The 24,119-nt window shown below is 68.2% G+C and carries 21 protein-coding genes; 8 read left to right on the forward strand and 13 right to left on the reverse strand.

Going from position 1 to position 24,119, the window contains the following annotated elements; translation table 11 throughout:
- Nucleotides 1-44 precede the first annotated feature (44 nt).
- Entirely contained in the window at nt 45-974 is a 930-nt protein-coding gene (locus tag LZC94_30920) for a LysR family transcriptional regulator (protein WXB12249.1), read from the forward strand.
- Here LZC94_30920 and LZC94_30925 read toward each other — a convergent pair.
- The 8 genes from LZC94_30925 to LZC94_30960 form a co-directional block, all read right to left on the reverse strand.
- Nucleotides 901-2,148, reverse strand: a complete 1,248-nt coding sequence (locus LZC94_30925; GenBank protein ID WXB12250.1) for a metallophosphoesterase — start codon at nt 2,146-2,148, stop codon at nt 901-903. The two genes, LZC94_30920 and LZC94_30925, sit on opposite strands and share 74 nt — an antisense overlap.
- Before the next feature lie 18 nt (nt 2,149-2,166).
- Nucleotides 2,167-2,949 carry a hypothetical protein gene (locus LZC94_30930; protein ID WXB12251.1) on the reverse strand — a complete coding sequence of 261 codons (783 nt, stop codon included), beginning with the start codon at nt 2,947-2,949 and terminating at the stop codon, nt 2,167-2,169.
- Nucleotides 2,946-3,593, reverse strand: a complete 648-nt coding sequence (locus LZC94_30935) for a hypothetical protein (GenBank protein ID WXB12252.1) — start codon at nt 3,591-3,593, stop codon at nt 2,946-2,948. The genes LZC94_30930 and LZC94_30935 overlap by 4 nt, the downstream gene beginning before the upstream one ends.
- A gap of 316 nt (nt 3,594-3,909) precedes the next feature.
- Nucleotides 3,910-5,400 (reverse strand): HAMP domain-containing histidine kinase, encoded by a 1,491-nt coding sequence (locus LZC94_30940; GenBank protein WXB12253.1) that lies wholly within the window; start codon nt 5,398-5,400, stop codon nt 3,910-3,912.
- On the reverse strand, nt 5,397-6,119 hold the full coding sequence (locus LZC94_30945; protein ID WXB12254.1) for a response regulator transcription factor: 723 nt from the start codon (nt 6,117-6,119) through the stop codon (nt 5,397-5,399). Before LZC94_30945 ends, LZC94_30940 begins: the two co-directional genes overlap by 4 nt.
- A 12-nt stretch (nt 6,120-6,131) precedes the next feature.
- Nucleotides 6,132-7,175 carry a hypothetical protein gene (locus LZC94_30950; protein ID WXB12255.1) on the reverse strand — a complete coding sequence of 348 codons (1,044 nt, stop codon included), beginning with the start codon at nt 7,173-7,175 and terminating at the stop codon, nt 6,132-6,134.
- An 83-nt stretch (nt 7,176-7,258) separates the two neighbouring features.
- Entirely contained in the window at nt 7,259-8,338 is a 1,080-nt protein-coding gene (locus LZC94_30955) for a hypothetical protein (GenBank protein WXB12256.1), read from the reverse strand.
- On the reverse strand, nt 8,338-11,049 hold the full coding sequence (locus LZC94_30960; protein WXB12257.1) for a TonB family protein: 2,712 nt from the start codon (nt 11,047-11,049) through the stop codon (nt 8,338-8,340). The genes LZC94_30955 and LZC94_30960 overlap by 1 nt, the downstream gene beginning before the upstream one ends.
- Nucleotides 11,050-11,212: 163 nt before the next feature.
- On the opposite strand from LZC94_30960, the gene LZC94_30965 reads away from it, so the two are divergent.
- The 5 genes from LZC94_30965 (at nt 11,213) to LZC94_30985 (ending at nt 18,692) form a co-directional block, all read left to right on the forward strand.
- Entirely contained in the window at nt 11,213-13,507 is a 2,295-nt protein-coding gene (locus tag LZC94_30965; GenBank protein WXB12258.1) for a hypothetical protein, read from the forward strand.
- Complete coding sequence (locus LZC94_30970; GenBank protein WXB12259.1) at nt 13,504-15,762, forward strand: hypothetical protein; 2,259 nt, start codon at nt 13,504-13,506, stop codon at nt 15,760-15,762. Before LZC94_30965 ends, LZC94_30970 begins: the two co-directional genes overlap by 4 nt.
- Nucleotides 15,763-15,838: 76 nt before the next feature.
- Nucleotides 15,839-16,213, forward strand: a complete 375-nt coding sequence (locus tag LZC94_30975; protein WXB12260.1) for an integration host factor subunit beta — start codon at nt 15,839-15,841, stop codon at nt 16,211-16,213.
- A gap of 194 nt (nt 16,214-16,407) precedes the next feature.
- Nucleotides 16,408-17,661, forward strand: a complete 1,254-nt coding sequence (gene tyrS / locus LZC94_30980; GenBank protein ID WXB12261.1) for a tyrosine--tRNA ligase — start codon at nt 16,408-16,410, stop codon at nt 17,659-17,661.
- 5 nt (nt 17,662-17,666) lie between these two features.
- Nucleotides 17,667-18,692 carry a hypothetical protein gene (locus tag LZC94_30985; GenBank protein WXB12262.1) on the forward strand — a complete coding sequence of 342 codons (1,026 nt, stop codon included), beginning with the start codon at nt 17,667-17,669 and terminating at the stop codon, nt 18,690-18,692.
- 105 nt (nt 18,693-18,797) lie between these two features.
- On the opposite strand, the gene LZC94_30990 is transcribed toward LZC94_30985, so the two are convergent.
- Nucleotides 18,798-19,022, reverse strand: coding sequence for a hypothetical protein (locus LZC94_30990; GenBank protein WXB12263.1), 225 nt, complete (start codon nt 19,020-19,022; stop codon nt 18,798-18,800).
- 250 nt (nt 19,023-19,272) lie between these two features.
- Here LZC94_30990 and LZC94_30995 point away from each other — a divergent pair, with 250 nt between their 5' ends.
- Together LZC94_30995 and LZC94_31000 are read left to right on the forward strand one after the other, a co-directional pair.
- Nucleotides 19,273-19,782: a CarD family transcriptional regulator gene (locus LZC94_30995; protein WXB12264.1), complete on the forward strand. Its 510-nt coding sequence runs from the start codon at nt 19,273-19,275 to the stop codon at nt 19,780-19,782.
- Nucleotides 19,779-20,381: a cob(I)yrinic acid a,c-diamide adenosyltransferase gene (locus LZC94_31000; protein ID WXB12265.1), complete on the forward strand. Its 603-nt coding sequence runs from the start codon at nt 19,779-19,781 to the stop codon at nt 20,379-20,381. The genes LZC94_30995 and LZC94_31000 overlap by 4 nt, the downstream gene beginning before the upstream one ends.
- A gap of 84 nt (nt 20,382-20,465) precedes the next feature.
- On the opposite strand, the gene LZC94_31005 is transcribed toward LZC94_31000, so the two are convergent.
- The 4 genes from LZC94_31005 to LZC94_31020 all read right to left on the reverse strand — a co-directional run bounded on the left by LZC94_31005 (nt 20,466) and on the right by LZC94_31020 (nt 24,114).
- Nucleotides 20,466-20,990, reverse strand: coding sequence for an RNA polymerase sigma factor (locus LZC94_31005; GenBank protein WXB12266.1), 525 nt, complete (start codon nt 20,988-20,990; stop codon nt 20,466-20,468).
- Nucleotides 20,991-21,202: 212 nt separating this feature from the next.
- On the reverse strand, nt 21,203-22,867 hold the full coding sequence (locus LZC94_31010; protein ID WXB12267.1) for an NAD(P)H-hydrate dehydratase: 1,665 nt from the start codon (nt 22,865-22,867) through the stop codon (nt 21,203-21,205).
- Nucleotides 22,864-23,235, reverse strand: coding sequence for a holo-ACP synthase (locus LZC94_31015; protein WXB12268.1), 372 nt, complete (start codon nt 23,233-23,235; stop codon nt 22,864-22,866). Before LZC94_31015 ends, LZC94_31010 begins: the two co-directional genes overlap by 4 nt.
- Nucleotides 23,236-23,331: 96 nt before the next feature.
- On the reverse strand, nt 23,332-24,114 hold the full coding sequence (locus LZC94_31020) for a pyridoxine 5'-phosphate synthase (GenBank protein WXB12269.1): 783 nt from the start codon (nt 24,112-24,114) through the stop codon (nt 23,332-23,334).
- Nucleotides 24,115-24,119 lie beyond the last annotated feature (5 nt).

The following is a 24,119-nucleotide window of genomic DNA, read 5'->3' on the forward strand; positions in this document are numbered from 1 at the left end:
TATGGGTAGAACAATCCCCGGCCCGCCCCGCGGCCCTTCGAACCATGCACGATCTCAATGACCTCTACTTGTTCGCTCAGGTGATCGAAAAAGGGGGCTTCAGCAAGGCCGCCAAGTTCCTCGGCGTCCCCAAGTCGCGCGTGTCGCGGCGGGTGGCGGAGCTCGAGACGCGCTTGGGGGTCTTGCTGCTCCAGCGCACCACGCGCCGCATCGCCCTGACCGACGTGGGGCGCAACTACTACGAGCAATGCCAAGCCATGGTCTCCGCCGCCAAGGCCGCGGAGGAGTCGGTGAACCTCTCGGGCGAGCCGCGCGGCCATCTGCGCGTCAGCGCCCCCTTGAGCGTGGCGCAGCACGATCTCGGGCCGCACTTGGGCAAGTTCGTGCGCGCCTATCCGCACATCCGGCTGGAGCTGCGCGTCACCAACCGCCGCATCAACCTCATCGAGGAGGAGATCGACGTGGCGCTGCGCGTGCGCGCGGCGGGCGACGAAGATCCGCACCTGATCACGCGAAAGGTACGGCCCTCGCGCGCCCTGGTGGTGGGCTCGCCCCAGCTGCTCGAGGAGCACCCGCCCATCGAGGCGCCGGGGGATTTGAGCCGCTTGCCCGCCCTTCACTTCGGCGGGCCGTCGCCCGCCCTGCACTGGGTGCTTCAGCGCGCGAGCGGGGAGACGGCCACCATCACGTACGACCCGTGTTTCTTCGCGGACGACTTCGTGGTCTTGAAGAACGCCGCGCTCGAGAGCGCCGGGATCACCCTGCTGCCCGAGATCACGTGCCGCAACGAGCTCGCCCAAGGTCGCTTGGTGGAGGTGCTGCCGGGTTGGTACCAGGACACCGGGATCCTGCAAGCCGTGTATCCGACCCGGCGCGGGCTCTCGCCGGCCGTACGCGCATTCATCGACTTCGTGATGACCGAGGTCGGGGGCGCCGCGAGAGCAAAGGGCCGCGCGCCGACGACAGCACGATGAGGGGAGCCTCGGTGGGGCATCCGACCCGGAACGGGAACCAATTTCCGAAGCCCGCGGTCGTGTAGAGGCGCGAGCCCCCGCGGCCGTACCCGCCCCAGAGGTAGCCATCGGGCCACAGCGGCTCGAAGGCGCTCTTGCCGTTGGCGCCGATTTGGCCGCCGTGGGTGTGGCCCGACAATGTCAGCTCGATCCCGCGGCGCGCGGCGATATCGAACGCGTCCGGCCGATGCGACAAAAGGAGCCGGAACGCGTCGCTTGGTGAACCGCGCATCGCGCGCTCCACGGAGCCCTCGAGAAAGGGGTGGATGTCCGCGCGGATGATCACGGGATCGTTCGCGCCGCCCACATAGAGGCGCGCGTCGCCCACGCGAAGCTCGGCGCCTTCGTCGACCAAGAGGGGCACCGGGCTGCGATCGTAGATGGGCCGCGTGACGCGGATATCGTGGATGTATTCATGGTTGCCCAGGCTCGCGAGCACGCCGTGGGCGGCGCGAAACTGGTGCGCGAGCGCGAGCGCCGGGCCGAGCTGGCGGACATCGTCGGCGACGTCGCCCGTGAACACGATGAGGTCGGGCCGGTGTTCGGAGGTGTCGAGCTGCTCGAAGAGGAGCTCGAGATCGGCGAGCTGCTTGGCCGGGCCGAGGTGCAAGTCGCTGAGCTGCAAGATGCGAAAGCCCTCCAGATCCGGGTGGAGCTTTGGAAAGACGACGGGCACGGTGCGGATCGCGGTGGGCCGCTGTCCCTCGGAGAAGCCGCGAAACACGGTGGCGGCGGCGGCCGCGGGGGCGAGCGCCGTCACCGCTGTCACCACCGCGCGGCGCGGGAGGAGCTTCACGCCGTCCTCCGGGGTCCCGCGCGCCTTCTTTCGGAGGAGGGCCCACGCCATCACGGCGCGCAGGAGAGCGGCCGCGGGGAGGCTCGCCACCACGGCCGTGACGAAGAGGAGCCCCACCGAGGCCGTGGCCATGCCCCAAAATGAAACGGCGTAGTTTACGCCGGAGACCGCCCACGCGCCGTGCGCTACCAGCAACGCGGCGCACACGAGCGCATAGGCGATCCGAATGCTGCGCTGCCGCCACGAAGAGCGAAGCAAGAAGCGAAGAAAGACGCCGCCGAACAGCGCGACGAGGAGGGCGAGCTGGAACGATTGCTCGAGCGGCAAGTACGGGTGCATGGGCGTTCCTTTCGCATCTTAGAGGGAGTCGATCTCGGCGCGGAGGACCGCCTCGGCGTGCTCGTCGTCGCTGCGCCGCTTGAAGCGGATCGCCACCAGCCCGAGGCCCACGGCGGTCGCGAGGCTCAGTAGCCCCACGCCGATGTAGACGCCGCGCGTCTTGTCCGCGCGCGGGGCGAGCTCGCCCTCGATGCCTTGCTCGTCGCGGATGGCGCGCGTGGCGCGAAGCACCACGGCGGGTCCGTCCCAACGCGCCCCCAGGGCTCTTCCTTCTTTCAGCGCATCACGGTACGCCGCGTGGGAGAAGTCGCCGAGGGTGATGGCCATGGCGCTGGCGCGCGATCGGGGATCGAGCGAGGCGCGGGGCTCGAACGTGAGCTCGGCGTTGCCGAAGGCGACGATCTGCGGCAGGTCGCCGTCGAGGAGCGGGGGCGTGAGCTTGGCGGAGGTGCCGCGGCCCTCGTTGCGCGTGCGGATGGAGAACCGCAGCGAGGTCCATGGATCGAGGGCCCGCGGGGCGACGGCCACCCCTGCGATGCGGCCGTCCCGTTCGATCGGGCGCACATCGGCGCGGGGGTCGAGGAAGGTCGAGCCGGCGGGCAGCGGGTAGGCGAACTTCACGGCCACCCAGGCGCCGTTCGGCAGGACCTTTGGGTCGCAGCGCGCGGTGGTGTCCCAGACCAAGTCGCCCTCGGCACCGAGGTTGGCCAGGTGGACCGCCGCGCGGCACTCCGCGGCGATAACGGGCTCCGTGCTGTTGGCGGCCATCCCGTCCGCCGCGATCGCGCCTGCGGCCATCATTGCGCGCTCTCCTGCTCGTGAAGCTCGTGCATCTCGTGAAGGCCGTCGACGCCGCGCTCGATGGGGGTCCGCTGCGGTAGGATCGGCGTCGAGATCGACGCGAGCTGGAAGAGCGCCGCGCCCTGCAAGAGCAAGAGCAGCGCCACGGGCGCGACGAAGCTGGTCCACGCGCCGTTGGTGTGCAGCTTGACGAGCACCCGCAGGAAAATGGCGAAGGAGACCGCGATGGCCACCCCGGCCGAGACCAGCGCCACCACCGGCCCCGCCCACACGCTGGAGTACTGATAGAGCGCCACGATGGGCGCGGACAGCGCCAGAACGAGCGCCCCCGTGAACGTGGCGGCGGCGTGACCGAGCACCAAGTTCGAGGGCCGCCCGCGGCTCGACGTCAAGCGATACACCAGAAACCCCAGCGGCAAGGCGGCCACGATGGAGGCCAGCAAAAGGAGGGGCACCTTGAGGGCGCTCTCGAGCCCGATGTGCCCCGCCCGGCTCCCCGCGGCGATGCCCCAGATGGCCGCGAGCCCCATCGACGCCAGAAATGCCACCGACGAAAGAAAGACGCGCTGCGCACGCCCGAGCTCCAGGGGGGCATCACCCCGCGAGGGACCTACCACTTCGACCAATTTTGAAATCGCATGCATGGTGCAACCTCCTGGTCCATCACCGTGCATCCGCCCCATGAACCGCCTGCGCACACCGTTCGAACCGGCGATGAAACGGGTGTGAAAATGGTGTGAACGCGTCCGCGAGCGCGGCGATGTCCGCGAAACGCCTCCGCGCGCGCGCCGACCTCCGCGAAACGCCTCCGCGACCGCGGCGATCTCCGCGAAACGCCTCTGCGAGCGCGGCGACCTCCGCGAACGCCTCCGCGAGCGCGGCGATCTCCGCGAAACGCCTCCGCGACCGCGGCGATGTCCGCGAAACGCCTCCGCGAGCGCGGCGCGTTCGGCGTGAACGCTACCGGACCAACCGCGGCAACCGCACCTCGAACGTCGTCCCCTCCCCCGCCGCCGCACGCACGGTGACCTGGCCCCCGTGCGCCTCCGCCACCGCCTTGACCAGCGACAGCCCGAGCCCCGTTCCACGACGGCTCCCCCGCGTCGTAAAGAAGCGGTCGAACACGCGCGGCAAATCCCCCGCAGCAACCCCGGGCCCATCGTCGTGAACGGCCACGATGACCTCCCCGCTGGTCTGCCCGATCACGACCCCCACGTGCCCGCCGTCTCCCGCAAACGACGCGGCGTTCTCGAGCAGCTCACGAAACAGCGCGTCCAGCCGATGCACCACCCCCCGCACCCGCGCGGGCGGCGAGCCCGCCTCGATCTCCTTCGAGACGAAGGTCACCCGCGTGTACCGCGGATCGTCGCGCAAGCTCTCCACCAGCCCCGTCACCAGCGCCCCCAGCTCGACCTCGGAGCGCTCCTCGTTGGGCATCCCCGCCTCCGCCCGCGCCAGCTCGAGGAACTGCGTCACCAAGCGATCGAGCTTGGTCGTGCTATCCCGGAGCACCCGCGACAGACGCTCGGCCCGCGCCGGATCGATCGCGCTCTCGGCCAACGTGTCGGCGGCCGCACGCACGGCGGCCAGCGGATTTTTCAGCTCGTGCACCAAGTCGGCCACGAACGCCTCGTTGTCGGCGCGTTTCTTTCCCAGCGCCACGAGCAGCGCGTTGAACGCGTCGGCCAGCACCCCCACCTCGTCGTGCCGCTCCGGGAGGAGCGTGCCCTTGGGGCTCTCCGCCGCCGCCTTGGCCAGCGCTTGCTGCCGCAGCTGCTCGATCGGGCGCACCACGCGTCGCCCCATGTAAAACGCCAGCACGATGGCCAGCGGCAGGATCACCATGGTGAGCTTCAGCAGGTGCGCGCGAAGCACGTACACCTCCTGGACCGCCCGCCACGAGCTCATTTGCACGTGCACGATCCGCGTCTTTCCCTCCCCCGCCGAGGCACCCGTGCGCGAAATGGCGATCGCCTGGCACAAAACGAGCGGAAGATAGTCGCACGCCACATACCAGCCCGCGCGCTTGGCCTCGAGCACATCGGGGCGCACCAGCATCGGCCCCAGCTGCTCGTCGAACTCGCGCGCCGTCGTACCGTCCTTGGCGCCGAAGACGAACGACTCCACGCGGCTCTCGGCGTCGCCCGGAGAGTCGGCGTCGACGTCGAACACCGCCGCGCCGTTCTCGTCCAAGATGCGGAGCCGCACCTTGCGCGCGCGCGCCACCCGCGAAAGCTCGGAGGCGGGCGCGTCCTCCTCGATGGCCCGCTTCGCCTCCTCGGCCGCGTCGCGAACGGTGCCCCACATGCGCCCTGGCACCTGGCGATCCACCAGGCTCCACGCGAACACGAGCATCGACGGCGCCAGCGCCACGAGCACGATGGCGGCCATCACCCGCAGACGCAGCGAAAAGCGGCGCCGCTGGCGGGGCAGGACCAAGAGCTCGTTCACGAGCGCACGGCGCGAAAGCGGTAGCCCGCGCCCACCACCGTCTCGATGGCATCGAACGCCGGATCGATCGCCTCCAGCTTGCGCCGCAGACGCCGGACGTACGTGTCGATGATGCGCTCCACCACCACCGAATCATCCCCGCGCACGATCTCGAGCAGCCGATCGCGCGACAGCACGATGCCCGGCTTTCGGGCGAACGCCTCGAGCATCCGAAACTCGGTGAGGGTCAACGCCAGCGAGGTGCCTCGAAACCGGGCCTCGATCCGCTCCGGATCGATCACCAGCTCGCCCGCGCGGAGCTCCACCGCCCCCGGAGCGTCGCGCGCAACGGGGCCGGGCGCGTCTCTTCGGCGCAGGGCATCGCGGCGCAAGAGCGCGGTCACGCGGGCCAGAAGGATGCGCGTGCTGAACGGCTTGGCGATGTAGTCGTCGGCGCCCAGCTCGAGGCCGAGCGCCTCGTCGATCTCATTGTCGCGCGAGGTCAAGAGGAGGATCGGCACCGGATCGCCCTGCGCGCGAAGCTTGCGGCACAGGGCAAAGCCATCGAGCCGCGGCATGTTCACGTCGCTCACGATGGCGTCGGGCCGATCGCGCGCCGCGGCGCCGAGACCATCCACGCCGTCGATCGCCGTGGTCACCGCGTGGCCGGCGTCGGCGAAGGCCATGGTGAGCACCTCGAGCAGCGCTTCATCGTCGTCGACCAAAAGGATGCGCGACATATCGCGCGTAGTTTATCCGGATTGCGCCTTCGTGCAGAGATCCGAGGACTGACCGGGTTTTCCGGCCTTCTGAACCGTCCGGCACTCGTACTGCGGACGGCACGATCCCGGCTCGTTGGCGTTGCACATGGGGAGGCAGTAGCCTCCGGACTTGCCGAAGTCCGCACAGAACGACTCCGCGCGGCCCGGCTCCGACGGGCAGCTGTCGGTGCATGGAGACATGCACATCCCGCCCGGGAAGTTCGTATTGCAAATGGCGTTGGGCGCGCTGCACTCCGCGTCGCGGGTGCACGCGTCGCCGATCCACCCGCCCTGGGTGCTGACCGAGGGCCTGGGCCCGATGTACTGCAAAAACTCCGAGTAGTTCTGCCAGATGTTCCAGAAGAGCCACGCGTCGCTCTTGCCCACGCCCACCGCGGGATCCTCCTGGTAGAGCGCGGCCGTGGATGCATCTTTCGGCGTGACCTTCTGATGGTCGAGGGTGACCGAGAGCTTACCGGGCCCCCACCCGCCTGCCGTTGCCCCCTTGGACGCGATCTGATCGAGATCCTGACGAAGCCTGTTCGCCAGACACGTCGCCTGCCGATCGAACCCGGCCAACGACGCATCGCACGTATCGCCGCCGGCGCACCCGCAACGAAAGACGTATTCGACCCGCGACGGCGGAAACGGATAAAACTGCGTGCCCACCAGCCCTTGCAGCGCTTGCGCGCGCACCAAGAGCACGAAGGGGTTGATGCGGCTGGCGATGGCGGCGCGGTAGAGGGCGTCGGAGGCGCGGACGCCGTTCGACTGGTACGTCGCCAAAAAGCTCGGCCGGCGATACGGCGTGCGCTCCAAGAACGTTTGAAGGGCCGCGGCGTCGAAGGCCTCCGCGTCTTGGAGCACCTCGGGCGACATGATGGAGTTCGCGTCGAACGTGACGTCCTTCGGGGTCACGAAGTCGCTGGCCTGCAGCAGCGACTCCTCCGACGATTTGGCGCAGCCGGCCGAGAGCACGCTCGAGGCGCACATGAGCGCAAGTCCAGAAAGGAGAAGACGATGGCGACCTATCACGACCAAGAACGATGCCGCGACCCGCCCCCGGGTGCCGGCGGCGGCAGACGTCCTAGCCGAAGCGCCCCCCCTCATTCGACGCTCTACCGCGTATGGATGGGGAGCTGCCGCCACGCGGCGCCCCCACGGTTGTCGTGCGCGACGATGACCATCGTTCCGGACACCGGCTCGTTCGAGGCTTTGTACTTGTTCTCCGAGCCGCTCACCTTGCCCGTCGTCGCATCGTAGAGCAGGCGCGTCTCGCCATCGAGCTGGCCGATGTCGGCGAAGTACGCGGCCCAAATCTGCTCGCGCCGCACGCGCCCGTTTTGATCGCCGGCGCCCTCCTGCACCTCGTGGTTGCTCTCGGGCACGAGCACGTCGATCTTGATGTCCGGGCAATCGCGGCGAAGCTTGGTGGTGCAGCGATCGACCACGAGGCCGGCCGCCAGGTCCACCTCCTGGCCATTTTGATAGATCTTCTCGATGGTGGGGTTCGCGTTGCGCCGCGTATCGTAGCCGTACACCCGGGTGAAGCCGATCACGTACTGGTCGGGATCGAGCCGGTTGTGGGCGTCGTCGAAGCAGCCGAACGGCACCGCCTGCGGGTTGCGCCCCTCGCGCGCCACCAGCTCCACGTGCCCCGCGCACGCGATGTTGAACGCGATGGCCAGGCCGTAAGGCTCCGTCCCTTCCACCTTTTGATGCGAGGTCACGATGTCGTTGGGCAACGTGATCGAATACGTGGGGCCACTGGGCAAATACGGCGTGAGATCGACGCCGGGGGCGAGCACCACGCTCCCTCCGCCGCCTCCACCTGCATCACCTCCACCTCCGCCGCCTCCACCAGGAACCGTGGCGCCCGCGAATTGCCGGAAGCAATCGTAATACAAATCATCGCGCGGGTTGATGCACACGATGGGGATCCAATAGAGCTTCACCGGCCGGGCTCGATCGACGCGCCCGTCGTACGTGAGGACCTCGATCTTCACCGTTTCGCCCGGGCGGGCGTACGGCTGATCGGCGCGCGAGGCCAGGATGCGCACCGATTGGAGCTCGCTCGCCGGCGGGAAATCCACGTTGCTGCACGAGAGGAGGACCGTCGCGGAGGCGGCGACGAGCGCACCGAGGCTCGAGGTCGCCTTGGCGGGCGCGAAGGCTTTTCGGTCATGATGGGAGCGCATCAGAATTCTCCCCGCATGCCCAGGCTCGGCAGGAACGGGAGGCCCGTGGCAAACGTACGGTTGGTATAATTGTAGTTGTAGCTCAGACCCTCCACGTTGCCGTGGTTGTAGACGTTCTGGATATCGGCGTAGACGCTGAACTGCCAGTCCTTGAACTTCCAGGACTTGTCCACCCGGATATCGAGCTGGTGAAACATCGGCATGCGCTCGGTGTACGGCGGATAATTCAGCAAGGCGAGCGGAACGCCGGCGTTCTCGTCGTAGAAGCCATACGTGTTGGGCGTGTACATGCTGCCCGACACCAACCGGAAACGCGCGCCGAACTCCCAGCCGCGCCCCAGACGGTAGCTGCCGAGCACCGTGAGGATATGGGTCTGCGAGAAGGGCGAGAGGCGCTCGAGATCCGACGGTGTGTCCTGGCGCGTGCTGCGCGAGAGGGTGTACGCGAGCCAGCCGAAGAAGCGCGAGTCCGGCTTGTAGCGGATGAGGGTCTCGAGGCCGTACGCCTTGCCCACCCCGCTGTTTCCGTTGTTCGGGACCACCAGGCGATCGAGCGTCTTGAAGTACCCCTCGAGCGAGACCTCGAGCTGCTGCGTGATCTCTTGCTCGACGCCGAACGAATAGTGGTACGCGCGATTGGAGCGCAGCCCCTTTTGGCCGAAGACCACGTTGGTCTCCTGCGGCTGCGGGGGCTGATAGAAGATGCCGACCCCGCCCTTCAAGGTCGTGCGCGGAAAGCCGCGCGTCAGATCTTGGCGGGCCATCACGCGCGGGCCGATGTCCCACTCGCGCGTGTCCTTGGCATAATCGAGGCGCACGCCCGGCACGATGCGGCCGCCGCGCCAGGGGGTGAGCTCGAACTCGCCGTAGAAGCCGGGGCGGAAGAGGGCGTCGCTGTCGACCGTCTCCCGGGGCGGACGGCTCAAACCGGGGCCGCCCGGCGGCTCGCCCGGCCGAGGGAAGGGCGGCGCGCGCACGTGCACGTCGTACGGCGTGTAGAGCATGTCCATGCCGATGTTGGCCGTCACGCCCTTGGCGAGCCGCTGCGAGAGCTCGATGCGCGAGGTCATCGGCAGGGTCTTGAGCTTGAAGAAGACGTCGCCCACCGTGAAGTCGGCGAAGTCCTGGCCGATGGCCCCCATCACCTTCAAATCGGTGTCTTCGCTGATGCGGTTCCTGTAGCGCGCCTGCGTGCGCCAAAAACCGTTGTGCGCGGCGATGCCGCCGCCGATGGCCGGATCGGTGGCCGCGGGGCTCTTCACCAAGAGCTCCAGCCGGTCGTCGGAGCCGAGGAACATCAGGCGGAAGTTTTGGTTCTTCCCGAAGTCCTTGGAGACCATCAATTGATAGTCGTAATAGACGGGCGCGGTGGTGACCCCGGCGTTGGCCGATTCGAGGACCGGTTTCAGCCAGATATCGACGTACGAACGGCGGCCGGCGATGGCGAAGTTCCACCCCGTTTTTCCGATGGGGCCCTCGGCCATCACGCGCGCGTCGATCAAGTCGACCTGCGCCATGCCGTGCAGGCGGTCCTTCTTGGGATCGCGGATCCCCACGTCCACGATGCCGCCCATGACCCGGCCGTACTGGGTGCTGAAGTTGCCGGGGTAGAAATCGATCTTCTGGAGCATCTCGCTCGGCACGACCGAGCTCAATCCGCCGAAGTGGTAGACGATCGGCACCAGGGTGCCGTCGATGAAGATGTTCGTGTCGTTGGGCGACGAGCCGCGCACGATGAGCAACCCGGCCAGCCCCGGCGGGCGGGCCACGCCCGGCAAGTTCTGGAGCGACCGCAGCGCGTCGCCCGAGGTGCCGGGGATGCGGGTCATCTCGCGCTGCTCGAGGGTGCGGCGGGTGACCTCGCGCGGCGGGCGGACACCTTTGACGGTGACCTCCTCCACGTCCTCGTCTTCGGGCGCCGGCACCGGCTTGTCCGCCGCGGGGCGCGAGAGGCGCGTGATGGTGCTCACCTCCTCGCCCGCCTTCACCTCTTGAACGGCGCTCTGCGGCTCGAAGCGCTCCGCGGAGACGCGCACCTCGTACGATCCGGGCGGAAGTTTGTCGATGCTCCAGGTGCCGTCGGCCGCCGTCTGGGTCGACTGCTCGGTTCCATCGGCCGCGTGCACGACCACCGTGGCCCCCGCGATGGGCGCCTCGGAGGCCGAAGCCGCGACCCGCCCCACCAGCCGCGAGGGAGGCGGCGTAAAGACGTATTGGTGTTTGATGCGCGCCGCGACGGCGCGCCCGTTCCGCTTGGCCGGCTCGAACCGCAGCTTGTTGGCGGCGGCCACCGCGGCCTCGTCGAAGCCATGGCCCACCGGGGTCTCCACCGTGGCCTTGCGCACCACGCCCTCGGTGTCGATCTCCAGGACCAACACGACGGTCGCCGGGGCCGTCCATCCTTCCTTGAGCGCGGCGTCCGGATACTGCGCGCCCTCGTCGGTCACGAGCTTTGGAGGCGTGACCTGTGGGGCGGCTTGCGGCGCGGGGGCTTGCCCGGGGTCAGCGGGCGGAACAATCGTGGCCCCCGACGCACCACGAGGAACGGCGCTCCCTCGGCTCGTGTCGTCCGACGAGCCGGCGGGGGGAGGTTGTTGAGGAGGAGGTGGAGGGTTGGGGTGCTGCTGCGTTCCCTGGGCGAAAGAGACGCGCGCTGCCGAAAACGCGCCAAGGAAAAGCACCCCCGCGATGGGCAGACGTCGCGAAGGCATGATGATGACCACCCATTAGTGGGACTCGGACGATACATCAAGGCCAAGTACGCCTCGGCCACTGATTCGTGAAGATTCAGGAAGGCAATGCTATGAAGGCCGCGTTTCCACCGTGGCTTTCACCCTTCCCAGACGCATTTCGGCTCTTTCCCCTGTGACGCGAGTGACACGCTGGTCCGCGCGCGCGCCCGGTGCGCGATTTTTTCGCCGCTGGCCCCAATACGACGGCGCGCTGTACGTGCTGTGGGCAGCCCTGTGCACCTTGCTCTCCGCCCGGGCCTTCTACGGCTACATGCTCAAGCAGACGAGCGGAGAGTGGTCGGCGCCCCTCGACGATGTGTTCATCCACTTCGACTACGCGCGCTCCACCGCCGAGGGCCACCCCTTCGAGTGGGCGGCCGGCAACGGCTATTCATCGGGAAACACCAGCCTCTCGTACCCGTTCGTGCTGGCCATCGGGTACTTGCTCGGCTTTACGCGCGAACGGCTGATGATCTGGGCCGCCATCGTGGCCGCCGTCTCGGTCTTCGGGGTGCTCCTCGCCGCGCGCGGGCTCTTTCTCCGCCATGCCAGAGGCTCCGGCGCGCGCCTCCCGGATGGAACGTTGCGCTGGATGCGCATGGGATCGTTCTTGCTTCCGCCGATGTTCCTCGCACTCGGCTCCCTGGATTGGTCGCTCTGGAGCGGCATGGAGGTCGCGCTCTACCTCGCCACCTGGGCTTGCGGACTTCTCGCCTTCTTTGCCGTGGACGACTCACCCGCTCGAACCGCCGAGGCCCCGCACCGCACGTGGCTGCTCGGGCTCGCGGGGGCGGCCATCGTCTTCACCCGGCCCGAGGGCGCGGGCACGGTGGCGGCCTTTGGATTGGTGGCCGCGTGGCCGGTGCTGCGCCGGCGTGGATGGCGCCCGGCGGTGGGGCTCTTGCTTCGCGCGGGTCTGCCGGCGGTGCTCATCCTGGCGCTGCAGACGATGGCCAATCACGCGTTCACCGGCGAGTACAGCGCCAATGGCGCGATCGTAAAGCTCGCCGTGAACAATCCGTTCCTCACGCGGGCGGACAAGATCAGCGATTACGTCTTCAATCTGAATTACTCGATTTTCCGCAATCTAGAATACCACTTTACCGACGTTCCGGCCCTCGGCTTCATCGTACCGACCCTCGCGCTCTTCACCCTGGCCCTCCCCGAGACGCGCCGCTACGGCGTTCTCTTATGGCTGCAGATCGCCCTCTGGCTCGCGCTCACCGCCTTCAACGGGCAAGTGCGCTGGCAGAACGAGCGCTACACCATGCCCGCCGTGGCGTGGCTGCTCATCGCCGGCGCGCTGGGCGCCACCGCCCTCGTGCGTCGCCGCGCCAAGCCGAGCGTGCTGTTCGTGGTGGTGGCGGGCGCGCTGGCGGTGCAGACCATCGGCATCGCCACCCGCGCGGCCAATACGCTCCCCGAGTTTCGCTTTGCCTGGGTGCTGGCGCTGGTGGCCGGCGTGGCGCTGGCGCTGCTCTTTCTTCTCTGGCCGCTGCGCGCGGCGTGCGTGGTGGCGGGGCTCTTCTTCGCGTACGTGCACCAAGAGCCGAACTACCGCGGGCAGAAGTGGTTCTTCGGGAGGGCCTCCCGCAACATCCGCGATCAGCACCTCGTCGCGGGGCGGTGGCTCGCGCGATTGAAGCCAAAGCGCGTTCTGGTGGGCGACGCGGGGGCGCTCATCTATGCGTCGGAGCGCCCGGGGCTCGACATCATCGGCCTCGGCGGGTTCCACGCGCTCCCCTTCGCCCGCGCCGGGGTTCACGGTCTGCCGGCGACCTTGGAGCTGATCGAGCGCATGCCGGCCATGGAGCGTCCCGACGTGCTCGCGATCTACCCCACGTGGTGGGGCGTCTTGCCGACGTGGTTCTCCAGCGAGGTGCTCGCGCGCTTCCCGGTGGAGGGCAACGTCATTTGCGGCGGCTACGAGGACGTCATCTACCGCGCCGATTGGCACCTGCTCGGCACAGGCAACCAGCCGCGCCTCGTACCGTCGAGCCCCTACCCGCTCACCATCCGGGACGAGGTCGACGTGGCCGATCTGGTGAGCGAAAAAGAGCACCACTACACGTTCCCCACCCCGGCCGGGGGCTGGACCGACATGAAAATCCTGACCGATCCCGCCGACGGCCGGCTCGATCTCTTCGACGGCGGACGGCGCATCTCCGAGCATCGCTCCGAGAGCTTCGTGCTGCGCCACCTCACGCCGGGCAAGCCGGCCACCCTCATCGTGCGCAGCGCGCCCGACGCCACATCGCACGTGGTGGTGCGCGCGGGCGGGGCGCCGGTGGGGGTGCTCGATCTGGCCCCCGCGGAAGGGTGGGTCGAGCAGGCGATCGAGATCGCGGCCGACAAGGTGACCGAGACCCTCGCCGTGACGATCGATAACGATGGGCCGGGGGATTTCATCGACTACCACGTGTGGGTCCTGCAGTGATCGGCGACGTCGGCAGCGCGTTGGGCGCATGGGGGAAACCGCCCGATGCGGTGGCGTGGGCCGCGCTCTTTTTCGCCGCCGTGTTTGCCGTCTCGGCGGTCCGCCGGCACGAGGGGAGCTTCGCCGGCTTGTTCCACGTCGGGAAGCATGGTCTTTCGCGCCGTCGCTTTCTGACGATCACCGGCTTTGCCGCCGCGTTTCTCTCGCTCGGATACATCGCCTTCTACTTGCGCGGCGGCCCCCGCATCATCGACGCCACCAGCTACTGGCTCCAAGGCCGCGCGCTCGCCCACGGCCATGTGAGCTGGCCGGTGGTGGATCCCACGGCCTCGTTCCGCGGGCGCTTCCTTCTCTTCCACGAGCCGAACCTCCTCAGCGGCATTTTTCCGCCCGGCTATCCACTCTTGCTCGCCGCCGGCTTCTGGATCGGCGCGCCCATGGTGATCGGGCCGGTCTTGGCCGCCACGCTGGCCGTCTCCACGTACGTTCTCGCGCGCGAGGTCGCGCTGCACCATGCGCGCTCCCCGGAAGCGGAGACCGTCGCCCGCTTCGCCGTGCTGCTCTCGCTCGTGTGCGCGGCGCTGCGGTATCACACGGCCGATACGATGTCGCACGGCGCGAGCGCCCTTGGCATCACCTTGGCGATGGCGACGGCCCTTCGCGCCGTGCGCCTGGCGCGGCCCGCGTGGCTCGTCGCGACCGGCTTGGCCATTGGCGCCGTCGCCGCCACGCGCATGGTCTCGGCGTTGCCCATCGCCGCCGGCGTGCTCATTCTCGTGCTGGGCCGCAGCCCGCGCGCCCAAAGCACCGCGACGTGGCGGGAGCGCGCCCGCGCGATCCTGGCCGTGCTGCTCGGCATCGCACCGGGTCTCCTCTTTCTGCTCTGCGCCCAGCACGCCGCCACCGGCCATTGGTTCGGCAGCACGCAGCTCGCCTATTACGCCGTGAGCGACGGACCGCCCGGCTGCTTTCGCTACGGCTTCGGCCAGGGGATCGGCTGCCTCGTCGAGCACGGCGACTTCGTGCGCGCGCGCCTCCCCCACGGCTACGGCCTGCTCGAAGCCGCCGGGACGACCTTGCGCCGCCTCTGGCTGCACACGGGCGACGTGGTCAACTTCGAGCCCCTCGTCCTCGTCCTTCTGCTCCCGGCGGCCCACGCCCTGCGCACCAGCCGCGCCTGCCGGATGCTCGCCCTCGTCGTGGGGCTCCAAATCGTTGCCTACGCACCATTTTACTTCGACGGCAACTACCCCGGCGGAGGCGCACGCTTCTTCGCCGACGTCCTCCCCTTGGAGCACGCCCTCCTCGCCTTCGCCCTGGTCCGCATGGCACACGCAGGCACGGCACACGACAGCACGGACGGACGCGTCTTCGCCCCCATCTTCACGGTGCTCGCCGTGGCGGCCTTTGGCTTCGCCATCCACACCGCCCACGGACATCACGCCCTGGCGGAGCGCGACGGCGGTCGCCCCATGTACGAGCCGGATCGCGCGCGCGAGGCGGGGCTGACACAGGGTCTCCTCTTCTTCGACACCGACCACGGCTTCAACCTCGCCTACGATCCGGCATTGAGCGCCAGCCATGGCGTCCTTGCGGTGCGCCGCCGCCACGACGATGGCGATCGGCTCCTCTACGACATGCTGGGGCACCCCATTTCGCACCACTACACGTTCGTCCCCGAGCCGGGCGGCGCCTCGTCGATCGAGACATGGATCCCTCCCGCCATCCTCGACGACACCTACCGCTTCGAGGCCGAGACCGAGTGGCCTCCTCTTGCGCAGACCGGCGGCCATGCCCAGGCCATCTTCGCCGCGGGCACCGGTGCATCCGAAGATCGCGTGCTCGAGCTCGTTCCCGATGGCCCCGAGGGCGAGGCCTCCGCCGAGATCGCGTTGCCCCTCCCCTCGTCGCCACCGATCGACGGCGCATCGACCACGCGGTTCTCGGGGGTGCAAGGCGACGCGCGAAGCACGTTCGTCGTCGAACCGCGCGTTCTTCGACGGGGCACCGGGGCGCGGGGGAGCCTCATCCTTTACACCGCGACCGATGGATTCTCGCCCCGAATCGAGAAGGCCCGCTGGGACTGGTCGGACGAGCCTTCTCTACCGGAAAAACCTGGGAATATCCTCGACTTGGCTGGGCGTACCATTATCCTCGACGGGGCCTCACAAGGAGTTGTCAGCTGTCGAATGGTGCTGCGGGCACAACATGGTGCTGTAGCGCTCGACAAAACTACTGTAAAAGCTCACCGTTGAAGGACTTTCAGCGTAATGGTAGGGCTTTGTGGCTGAGCTTGCGGGGCATTGACCCTTCTCGTCAAGGCGGTGCGACATGACGAAAAGTGAACTGATCGACGCGATGGCTACGCGCAGCGACCTCACCAAGGCCCGCGCCGAGGATGTCGTCAAATGCGTCTTTGACACGATGACGGCAGCCCTTGGCCGGGGTGATGGCATCGAGATCCGCGGATTTGGGAGCTTCAGCGTCCGGGCTTACAAAGCCTACGAGGGGCGCAATCCACGGACCGGTGAGTCGGTGCCCGTACCCGCCAAGCGCCTGCCCTTCTTCAAGGTGGGCAAGGAGCTGAAGGAGCTGGTCAACAACAGCCGGCACTTGCCCATCACCGGTGGATCCGATACCGACGGGGACGATCCGGACGATCTCGACGACGTCGACGAGGAAGAAGCCGATCGCGAAGAAGAATGAGCGGCGTCCCGCCTTCCCTCGCCGGACGAATCACCTGCCAGGGCGCGAGGGCCGCCAACGAGCGAAAGAGTAAAACTCACACCAAAAAACCCTGGCGATTCTGACGCCCTGGCGGTCAACTCTCCTCGTTTCGCCGAGAATCGTGCTCCGCGATTTCGTTCACGTTCCATCCTGGCCCGCACTTTCCTACCGTCATGTCCTTTCCGCCCGTCTCCGAACAGATGGCCCTGCTCACGCGCGGCGCCGTCGAAATTCACGTCCGCAAAGAGCTCGAGGAGCGCCTCGAACGATCGCGCACCACCGGCGTGCCGCTCAGGGTCAAGTTGGGCCTCGATCCCACGCGCCCCGATCTTCACGTTGGCCATGCCGTGCCACTGGCCAAGCTGCGCCAGTTTCAGGATCTGGGTCACACCGCGATTCTGCTCATCGGCAGCTTCACGGCCATGGTGGGCGATCCCAGCGGCCAGAACGATCTGCGCCCGCGTCTGACCCGCGAGCAAGTGCTGGAAGCCGCCAAGACGTACACGGACCAAGCGTTCAAGATCCTCGATGAGAAGAGGCTCGAGCTGCGCTGGAACTCCGAGTGGTTGGACAAGCTCTCGGCCACCGACATGGTGGAGCTGATGGCCAAGATGACGGTCGCGCGGATGCTCGAGCGAAACGACTTCGGTCAGCGCTTCGCGGAAGGGCGTCCGATTCACCAGCATGAATTTTTGTACCCGCTCTTGCAGGGCTACGACTCGGTGGCCCTCGATTGCGACATGGAGCTCGGCGGAACGGACCAACTCTTCAACTTGATGGTGGGCCGCGACATCATGCCGCGCTACGGCCTCACCCCGCAGATGGTGCTCACCGTTCCTTTGTTGGAAGGCACCGACGCGCGCATCGACGAGAACGGCCACGTGGTCGGAAAGAAGATGTCCAAGAGCGCCGGCAACTACATCGGCCTGAAGGAAGATCCGCTGACCCAATACCGCAAGGTCATGCAGATCGACGACGACGTCATTTTCCGCTACTTCGAGCTCCTCTCCTCGCTCTCCACCGAGGCCATCGCCGACTTGAAGCGCGCCAAGCAATCGGGCGAGCGCAAGCCGCAGGACATCAAGGCCCTCTTCGCGCGCGAGCTGGTCACCCGCTTTCACGATGCCCAGGCCGCCGAGACCGCCGAGGCGGACTTCCAGCGCATCTACGCATCCGATGCGCTGCCGTCCGACATTCCCGAGCAGACGGTGACCACCGAGGGCGCGACCCTGTGGATCGCCAAGGCGCTCTCCAGCACCGGCCTGGTCAAGTCGACCGGCGAAGGAAAGCGCCTGGTCGAACAAGGCGGGGTGGAGCTCGATCAGCAGCGGGTCACCGATCCGCAGCTGCAGCTGGAACGCGGCAAGCGGTACCTGCTTCGCGTGGGCTCGAAGAACCGCCGCTTCGTGTACGTCACGGTGGCGTGACGTTCGTGCGATCGCGTCTCGCCAGCGTCGCCGTCGCCGCGGCCACCGCGATGATGCTCGGCTGCGGCGGCGCACCGAACGTGCCCAGCGCGCCGCCCGCGCCGCCGCTCCATCTGCTCCCCACCTCCGACTTGGCGCAAGCGGCCGGCCTGTCGTGGCTGGTGCAGGTCCGCCCGCGCGATCTGTTCGCCGATCCGCAGATGGTCCAGGCGATCCGATGGCTCTTCTCCGACGCGCGCTTCGAGACCTTCGCGCGACGGCACGGCGGAATCGACGTTCGCGAGCTCGACGAGCTCACCATCGCGGGCTATCCGCAGGTGACCCTCTTTCTGGCACACGGCTTGGTCGATCCCGCCAAGGTCGAGGGCGCCTTTGCCGCCAGGGCGACCAAGGTCGATGGGCGCGGCATCGATCGCAAGGCCGACCCGTTGGGGACGATCGTACGCACGTGGGGCACCGTCAACGGCGAGCGCCAGCAGCTCGCCATCTTCGGGCGCGAAGCGGTGGGGTTGGAGGTTGGGCGCTTCGGGCCTCTGCGGGCAGCGGAATTTTTCGCGCAGGAACGTCTGAAGAAGGCGTCGCCGGCGCTGCGGGTCACGCCCCTCGATCGCGCGATCCCGATCGTCGGGAACGCACCGCTCACCGCCTTTGCGCCGGGTCCCTTCACCGGCGAGTACGAGCGGGCGCTGGGGGGCATGCTTCGTGCGGCCACGGCGGTGGCCCTCTCCGTGCGCATCGCGGGCCCCGCGTCTCCGGCGCCGGACGCGGGCCGGCTGGCCGTGCGCCTGGCGCTCCTCGGCTCGTTCCAGAACGATGATCCTTCGGCCGCCCAACGGTTCGCGGCCGCGATCCATGTCATCTCTGAGAGCGCGCTCGGTCGACTTTGCGGGTTGAACGATCCGGTCGCAGGCCCCGACGTGCACGCGGAGCCCGACGCGCTGGTCGCGGAGCTCACGATTTCGGCCACATCGCTGTTTCGCGGGATCCAAGCTGCGACGGGTGCAAGCGTGGATGAGTTGATGCGCTACTGACGACCACTCGCGCCAAGTTCGACAAAACGCGCAAGGTTTGCGTCCATCGAGGGAGGGGGGGTAGATTGACGAACACCCCTTTTTGATGGTAGGGGCACGCCACGCTCAGACGCGCAGCATCTCGTGGAATATCCCGCGTCGCCGCGCTGTTTGGCGTGAAATTCCAATGGCCCGACCCGCACCCGCACGAACCGCTGCATCCGCTGCATCCACGGCACGCGTTGCACGTACCCCGTCCTCCCGCTCCAGCACGTCCACGAAACGCAGCACGTCGACGACGTCTCGCGCCGCCGCGGATGCGCCGTCCAGCACCCCGAGGGTGACGTCCAAGGCGAAGACCCCCCGTGCCGCCTCTGCGCCTGCCGTTGCGAGCCCTGATTCCAGCGCAGCATCCTCCTCTCCCGCTTCCCACCCCGCTTCTTCGGCTTCCAGCGCCGCTGGCCGAGCTGCCGAGCCCGTAGCGGCCGCTGCCCCCGCGCCCGCCCCCCAGGTTTCCCCGCCCTCGCCGGCTCCGCCCCCGGCACGGCCCAATTTCGGCCGGCTCACGTCGAGCCCCTTTGCGCGCCCCAACGTGGCCGCCATGAGCGATGGAACGCCGCTGAAGCAGCCCGAATTCAAGGTCGGTGACAAATGCGTTCACCCGGCACACGGCGTGGGTGAGGTCACCACCATCGAGGAGCGCGCCATCGGCGGAACGACGGGGATGTTCTACATCCTGAAGCTCCACAACGGCATGAAGGTCATGGTTCCCGTCGGCGCCGCCGCCCAGGTAGGACTTCGTCCCATCATGAGCGACAAAGAGGCCGACGCCGTGTTGGACACCATGCGCGCGCGCGAGGTGGCGGTCGATCTGCACCCGTGGAGCCGCCGCTTCCGAGCTTACACCGAGATGATCAAGAGCGGCTCGGCGTATGAAATTGCCAAAGTTCTCCGGGATATGTACCGGCTGAAGTTCGACAAGGAGCTCAGCTTTGGCGAGCGCCGCCTTTTGGACCAGGCCAAGGGTCTGCTCATGAAAGAGCTCGCCTATGCCAAGAAAGTCCCCGAGGCGAGCATGAGCGAAGAAGTCGCCAAAATGTTCACCGCGTGAAAATCTACACGAAAACGGGGGACGACGGGACCACGGGCCTCTTCGGCGGTGGTCGCGTCGCCAAGGCCAGCGCGCGCGTGGACGCCTACGGAACGGTGGACGAGTTGAACGCCACCGTGGGGCTCGCACGCGCCCATGGGCTCGAGGCCGCGACGGAGGCGGTGCTGGAGCAAGTGCAGGTCGACCTTTTTTGCCTGGGTGCGGAGCTCGCGTGCGTGCCCGGCAAAGAGGGCAAGCTATCCATGAAGCCCATCGACGGCGACGATATCGAGCGCCTGGAAAAGGCCATCGACGCCTCGGAGGGCCAGCTTCCGCCCCTCATGAACTTCGTCCTGCCGGGCGGCAGCCTACAAGCAGCTTCACTTCATCTGGCCCGCACCGTATGTCGGCGGGCTGAGCGCGCGGTTCTGTCCATTCGGGATGGAGGCGATGGTCGCGGTGGCCAGGATGGTCGCGACGCTCGCGACGCGGAGGTCCGTCGCGAGCTGATCGTGTACCTGAATCGCTTGAGCGACCTGCTTTTCAGCCTCGCTCGCACAGAAAATCGCGCGAAAAATATTCCGGATATCCCCTGGGTTCCAAGGCAACCCAAGGGTTGATTTCGGCCAACTCGGGTTGATTTCGGGCGATCCGCCGCGCGCGGCGCGAGGTGCTGCGCGCGAGGTGGCGCGAGGTGCTGCGCGCTACGCGGCGAGCTGCGCGGCGAGGAGCTTTCGTCCGCGATGCAGCCGGCTCATGACGGTGCCAAGCGGCAGCCCGAGCTCCACGGCGGCTTCGCGGTAGGAGCGATCCTCCAAGTCGACGAGCACGATGACGGAGCGAAAGCCGTCGGGCAGCGCATCGAGCTCCTTCTTCGTCGACAAGGTGAGCGGCGCCTCGCGATCGGGCACGCCGTTCGCGGGAGGGATCGTCCATGCGCACGGATCGGTGGAGAGCACGCGCAGCGCGTTGCGCTCTCGGCGCTGCCTTCGGTAGCGCGTGACGAACACGCTGAACAGGATCTGAAAGACCCACGCCCGCAAGTTGGTGCCCGGCTCGTACTGCCCCGCGAAGCGAAGGGCGCGCTCCATCGTGTCTTGAACCATGTCGTCGGCCAGGGCCGGGTTGGCCGTAAAGCGAAGGGCGCGTCCGCGAAGCTCGGGAACGAGGGCGACCAAGCCCGCGCGCAACGAGGGGAGATCATGCGCGGCAAATGCGGGACGCGACATACGGCAAGTTTGGGAAGCAGGCGACATTGACATCCTCCGTCCCACAGCTTCAGCAATGCCGATGCCGCTCAGCTTTCCTCGTCATTTCCGATAGTTAGCGCATTGGGCTGCCGCGACATGTGTCAAAGCAGACAATCCATGTGGGCCGGGAACGACGAGCGTGCCCTCGCCGCGCAACGCCCGGAGGCCACGCAGCATCGCGCCCCCCGGCGCTAACGACGGAGCAACCCGCGGACGACCGCAGCCACCCCATCCGCAATTTCGGAGGCGACGATCCCGCGGTCCGAGCCATCCGCCGCCACCCTCCCCGCCTCCGCGTGCAGATACGCGCCCGCGCACGCCGCCTCCAGAGGCTCGAGGTGGCTCGCGAGCGCGCCGATGATGCCGGCAAGGACGTCGCCCGAGCCCGCGGTGCCCAGGGCGGGCGTTCCACGAACATTGAGGACCATGCGCCCGGTGGGCGATGCGATCACGCTATGCGCCCCCTTCAAGAGCACCACCGAGCCCGTTCGACGCGCCGCCTCGGTCGCCGCATGAAAGCGGTCCGCCTCGATCGCATCGGAGCTGGTGCCGAGGAGCCGCCCGAGCTCGCCCGCGTGCGGCGTAAGGATCCGCGACGAGGGGCTATCGAGCAGCTTCGCAAACTCGCGCGATCCGCCCCGCGACGGATCCCCCGAGCCATCCCGCGACGACGACAACAAGGTCATGGCATCCGCATCGAGCACCAGCGGACCTCGCCACGTGGCGAGCACATGGCCGAGCGCGCTGCCCGCCGCCTCGTCGAACCCGAACCCCGGCCCGAGCACGACGGCGCGCTTCGAGCGCAGCGCCGCGTCGAGGCTCGCCGCGATGGACTCGGGGCGAATGGCCGCCGTCATGATCTCGAGCACCCGCGCCTGGAGCGCGTCCACCGCATCGGGCCACGTGACGATCGTCGCCGCGCCGGCCCCCGCGCGCAGCGCCCCGTGCGCGACCAGCAACGACGCGCCGATTTTCCCCGCCGAGCCCGCGAGCACGGCCACGTGACCCGCCGAGTATTTGTGCGCATCCGCGGCGCGCGGCGAAAGCCACTGCGCGACGTCGCGCTGCTCGATGAGCTCCGCCGCATACCCCACTTGGTCCGGAACGTCGGATGGAATGCCGAGCCCCACCACCTCGACGTGCCCCGCGTGGCGAAGACCGCTCGGCGTGAGCAGCCCGAGCTTCGGGTGGGCAAACGTCAAGGTCCAATCCGCAAGGAACGTCGGACCGAGCGGCACGCCCGTGTCGCTGTCGAGCCCCGATGGAATGTCGAGCGCGACGCGCGGCGCCGAGGCGGCGTTCAGGAGCGCGATCACCTCGGCGCTCGTGCCGACGATGGGACGATCGAGCCCCGTGCCGAACAGCGCATCGACCACGAGCGCCGCGTGCCCGAGCTCGGCCTTCAACACCTCCAAATCGGAGCTTTGCGCGAGCACCTTCACGGCGCCGCCCAGGCCAACCCACGCATCGCGCTGAACGCGCGCATCCTGCGAGAGCTTGTCCGGCTTGCCGCAGAAAAAGACCGAAGGCCGGTGACCGCGCGCCCAGAGGTGCCGCGCCACCACGAAACCATCGCCACCGTTGTTGCCGGCGCCGCACACGATGACCACGCGGCGTCGATCGTCGGGCGCGGCGAGCGGCGCACCTCCGGCGCCCGGCGCCCGGCGCGCGTTCGCGCCCGCAGCGCCCGCAGCGCCCGCAGGCTCTCGGCGCGGCGCTTCCCCGAGCAACTCCAAGATGCGCTCGGCCGCACCGCGGCCCGCGTTCTCCATGAGAACGATGCTGGGAACCTTGGCGACCTCGATGGCGTGGGCGTCGAATGCGCGCATTTGGGCGCGCGATAGAACGGGGATCACGGGGCCTCGAGCACCACCACGGCGGCTGCGATGCCGGCGTCGTGCGTGATGGTCACGTGCCACCGCTCGACATTGGCTTTGCGCACCGCCACCAGCGCGTTGCCATGAAGCTCGAGGCGCGGGCGCCCGCTGGGTGCGCGGCGCACCTCGACCTCGTGCCAGCCGACCCCCGGCGCGCCATCGAGCGCTTTGGCGAACGCCTCCTTGGCCGCAAAGCGACCAGCCAGGGCGGTGGGCGGATCGCGGCCCGCGAGATCCTCACGTTCGCGCGGGCTGCAAATGCGCGAGAAGAATCGATCCCCGTGGCGCTCGAGGGCACGCCGCATGCGATCGATGGAGCAGACGTCGATTCCGATGCCGACAATCATCGCACTCGGATCGTAACTCAGGATTTGCCTTTGTGGAGGCCGTGTGGAGCCCACGCGACCGCGGACGCTACAGGATCGTGGCTCCTGGCTCGCGGACTAGACCCGCGGACGACCTCGATCGATGGCGTCCGACATGGCGCGGACGGCGCCCGCCAGCGAAAGAAACACGGCGTCGCCAATGACGGCGTGACCGATGTTGAGCTCAATGATCTCCGGGATACGCACCAGCTCCACCACGTTTTCGCGGGTGAGCCCATGCCCGGCCGCCACCTCGAGCCCCAACCGATGCCCAAAGGCTGCGCCGCGAGCCAACCGGTCGAGCTCGCGCGAGCGCGCCGCCCCATCGTGAAAGGCGTGCGCGTACTCGCCGGTGTGAAGCTCGATCTGCTGCACCCCGATCCGCTTCGACGCCTCGATCTGCGGCTCATCGGCTGCGATGAAGAGGCTCACCTTGATCCCCACCTCGAGCAGCGCCCGCACATGCGCCGCGAGCGCCGCGCCGCCTGCGCGAACGTCGAGGCCACCTTCCGTGGTCCTCTCCTGCCGCCGCTCCGGCACCAACGTGACCACGTCGGGCAAGGTGCGGCGGGCGATGGCCACCATCTCGTCGGTGGCCGCCATCTCCAAGTTGAAGAGCGGGGTCGCGCCGCCGGAGCCGCTCGCGCCTGCTACGCGCGCGCCGCCCGTCTTCGAGAGCAGCTCGCGCAGACGGCGAACGTCCTCGTCGAGGATATGGCGCCGATCCTCGCGCAGGTGCGCGGTGATGCCGTGCGCGCCCGCGTCGATGCAGACGCGCGCCGCCTCCACGGGATCGGGGTACGGGGTCTGGCGCGCGTTTCGAAGGGTGGCGACGTGATCGATGTTGATGTGCAGCCGCATGTGCG

The organism is Sorangiineae bacterium MSr11954 (assembly GCA_037157815.1).
GTDB lineage: Bacteria > Myxococcota_A > Polyangia > Polyangiales > Polyangiaceae > Pendulispora > Pendulispora albinea.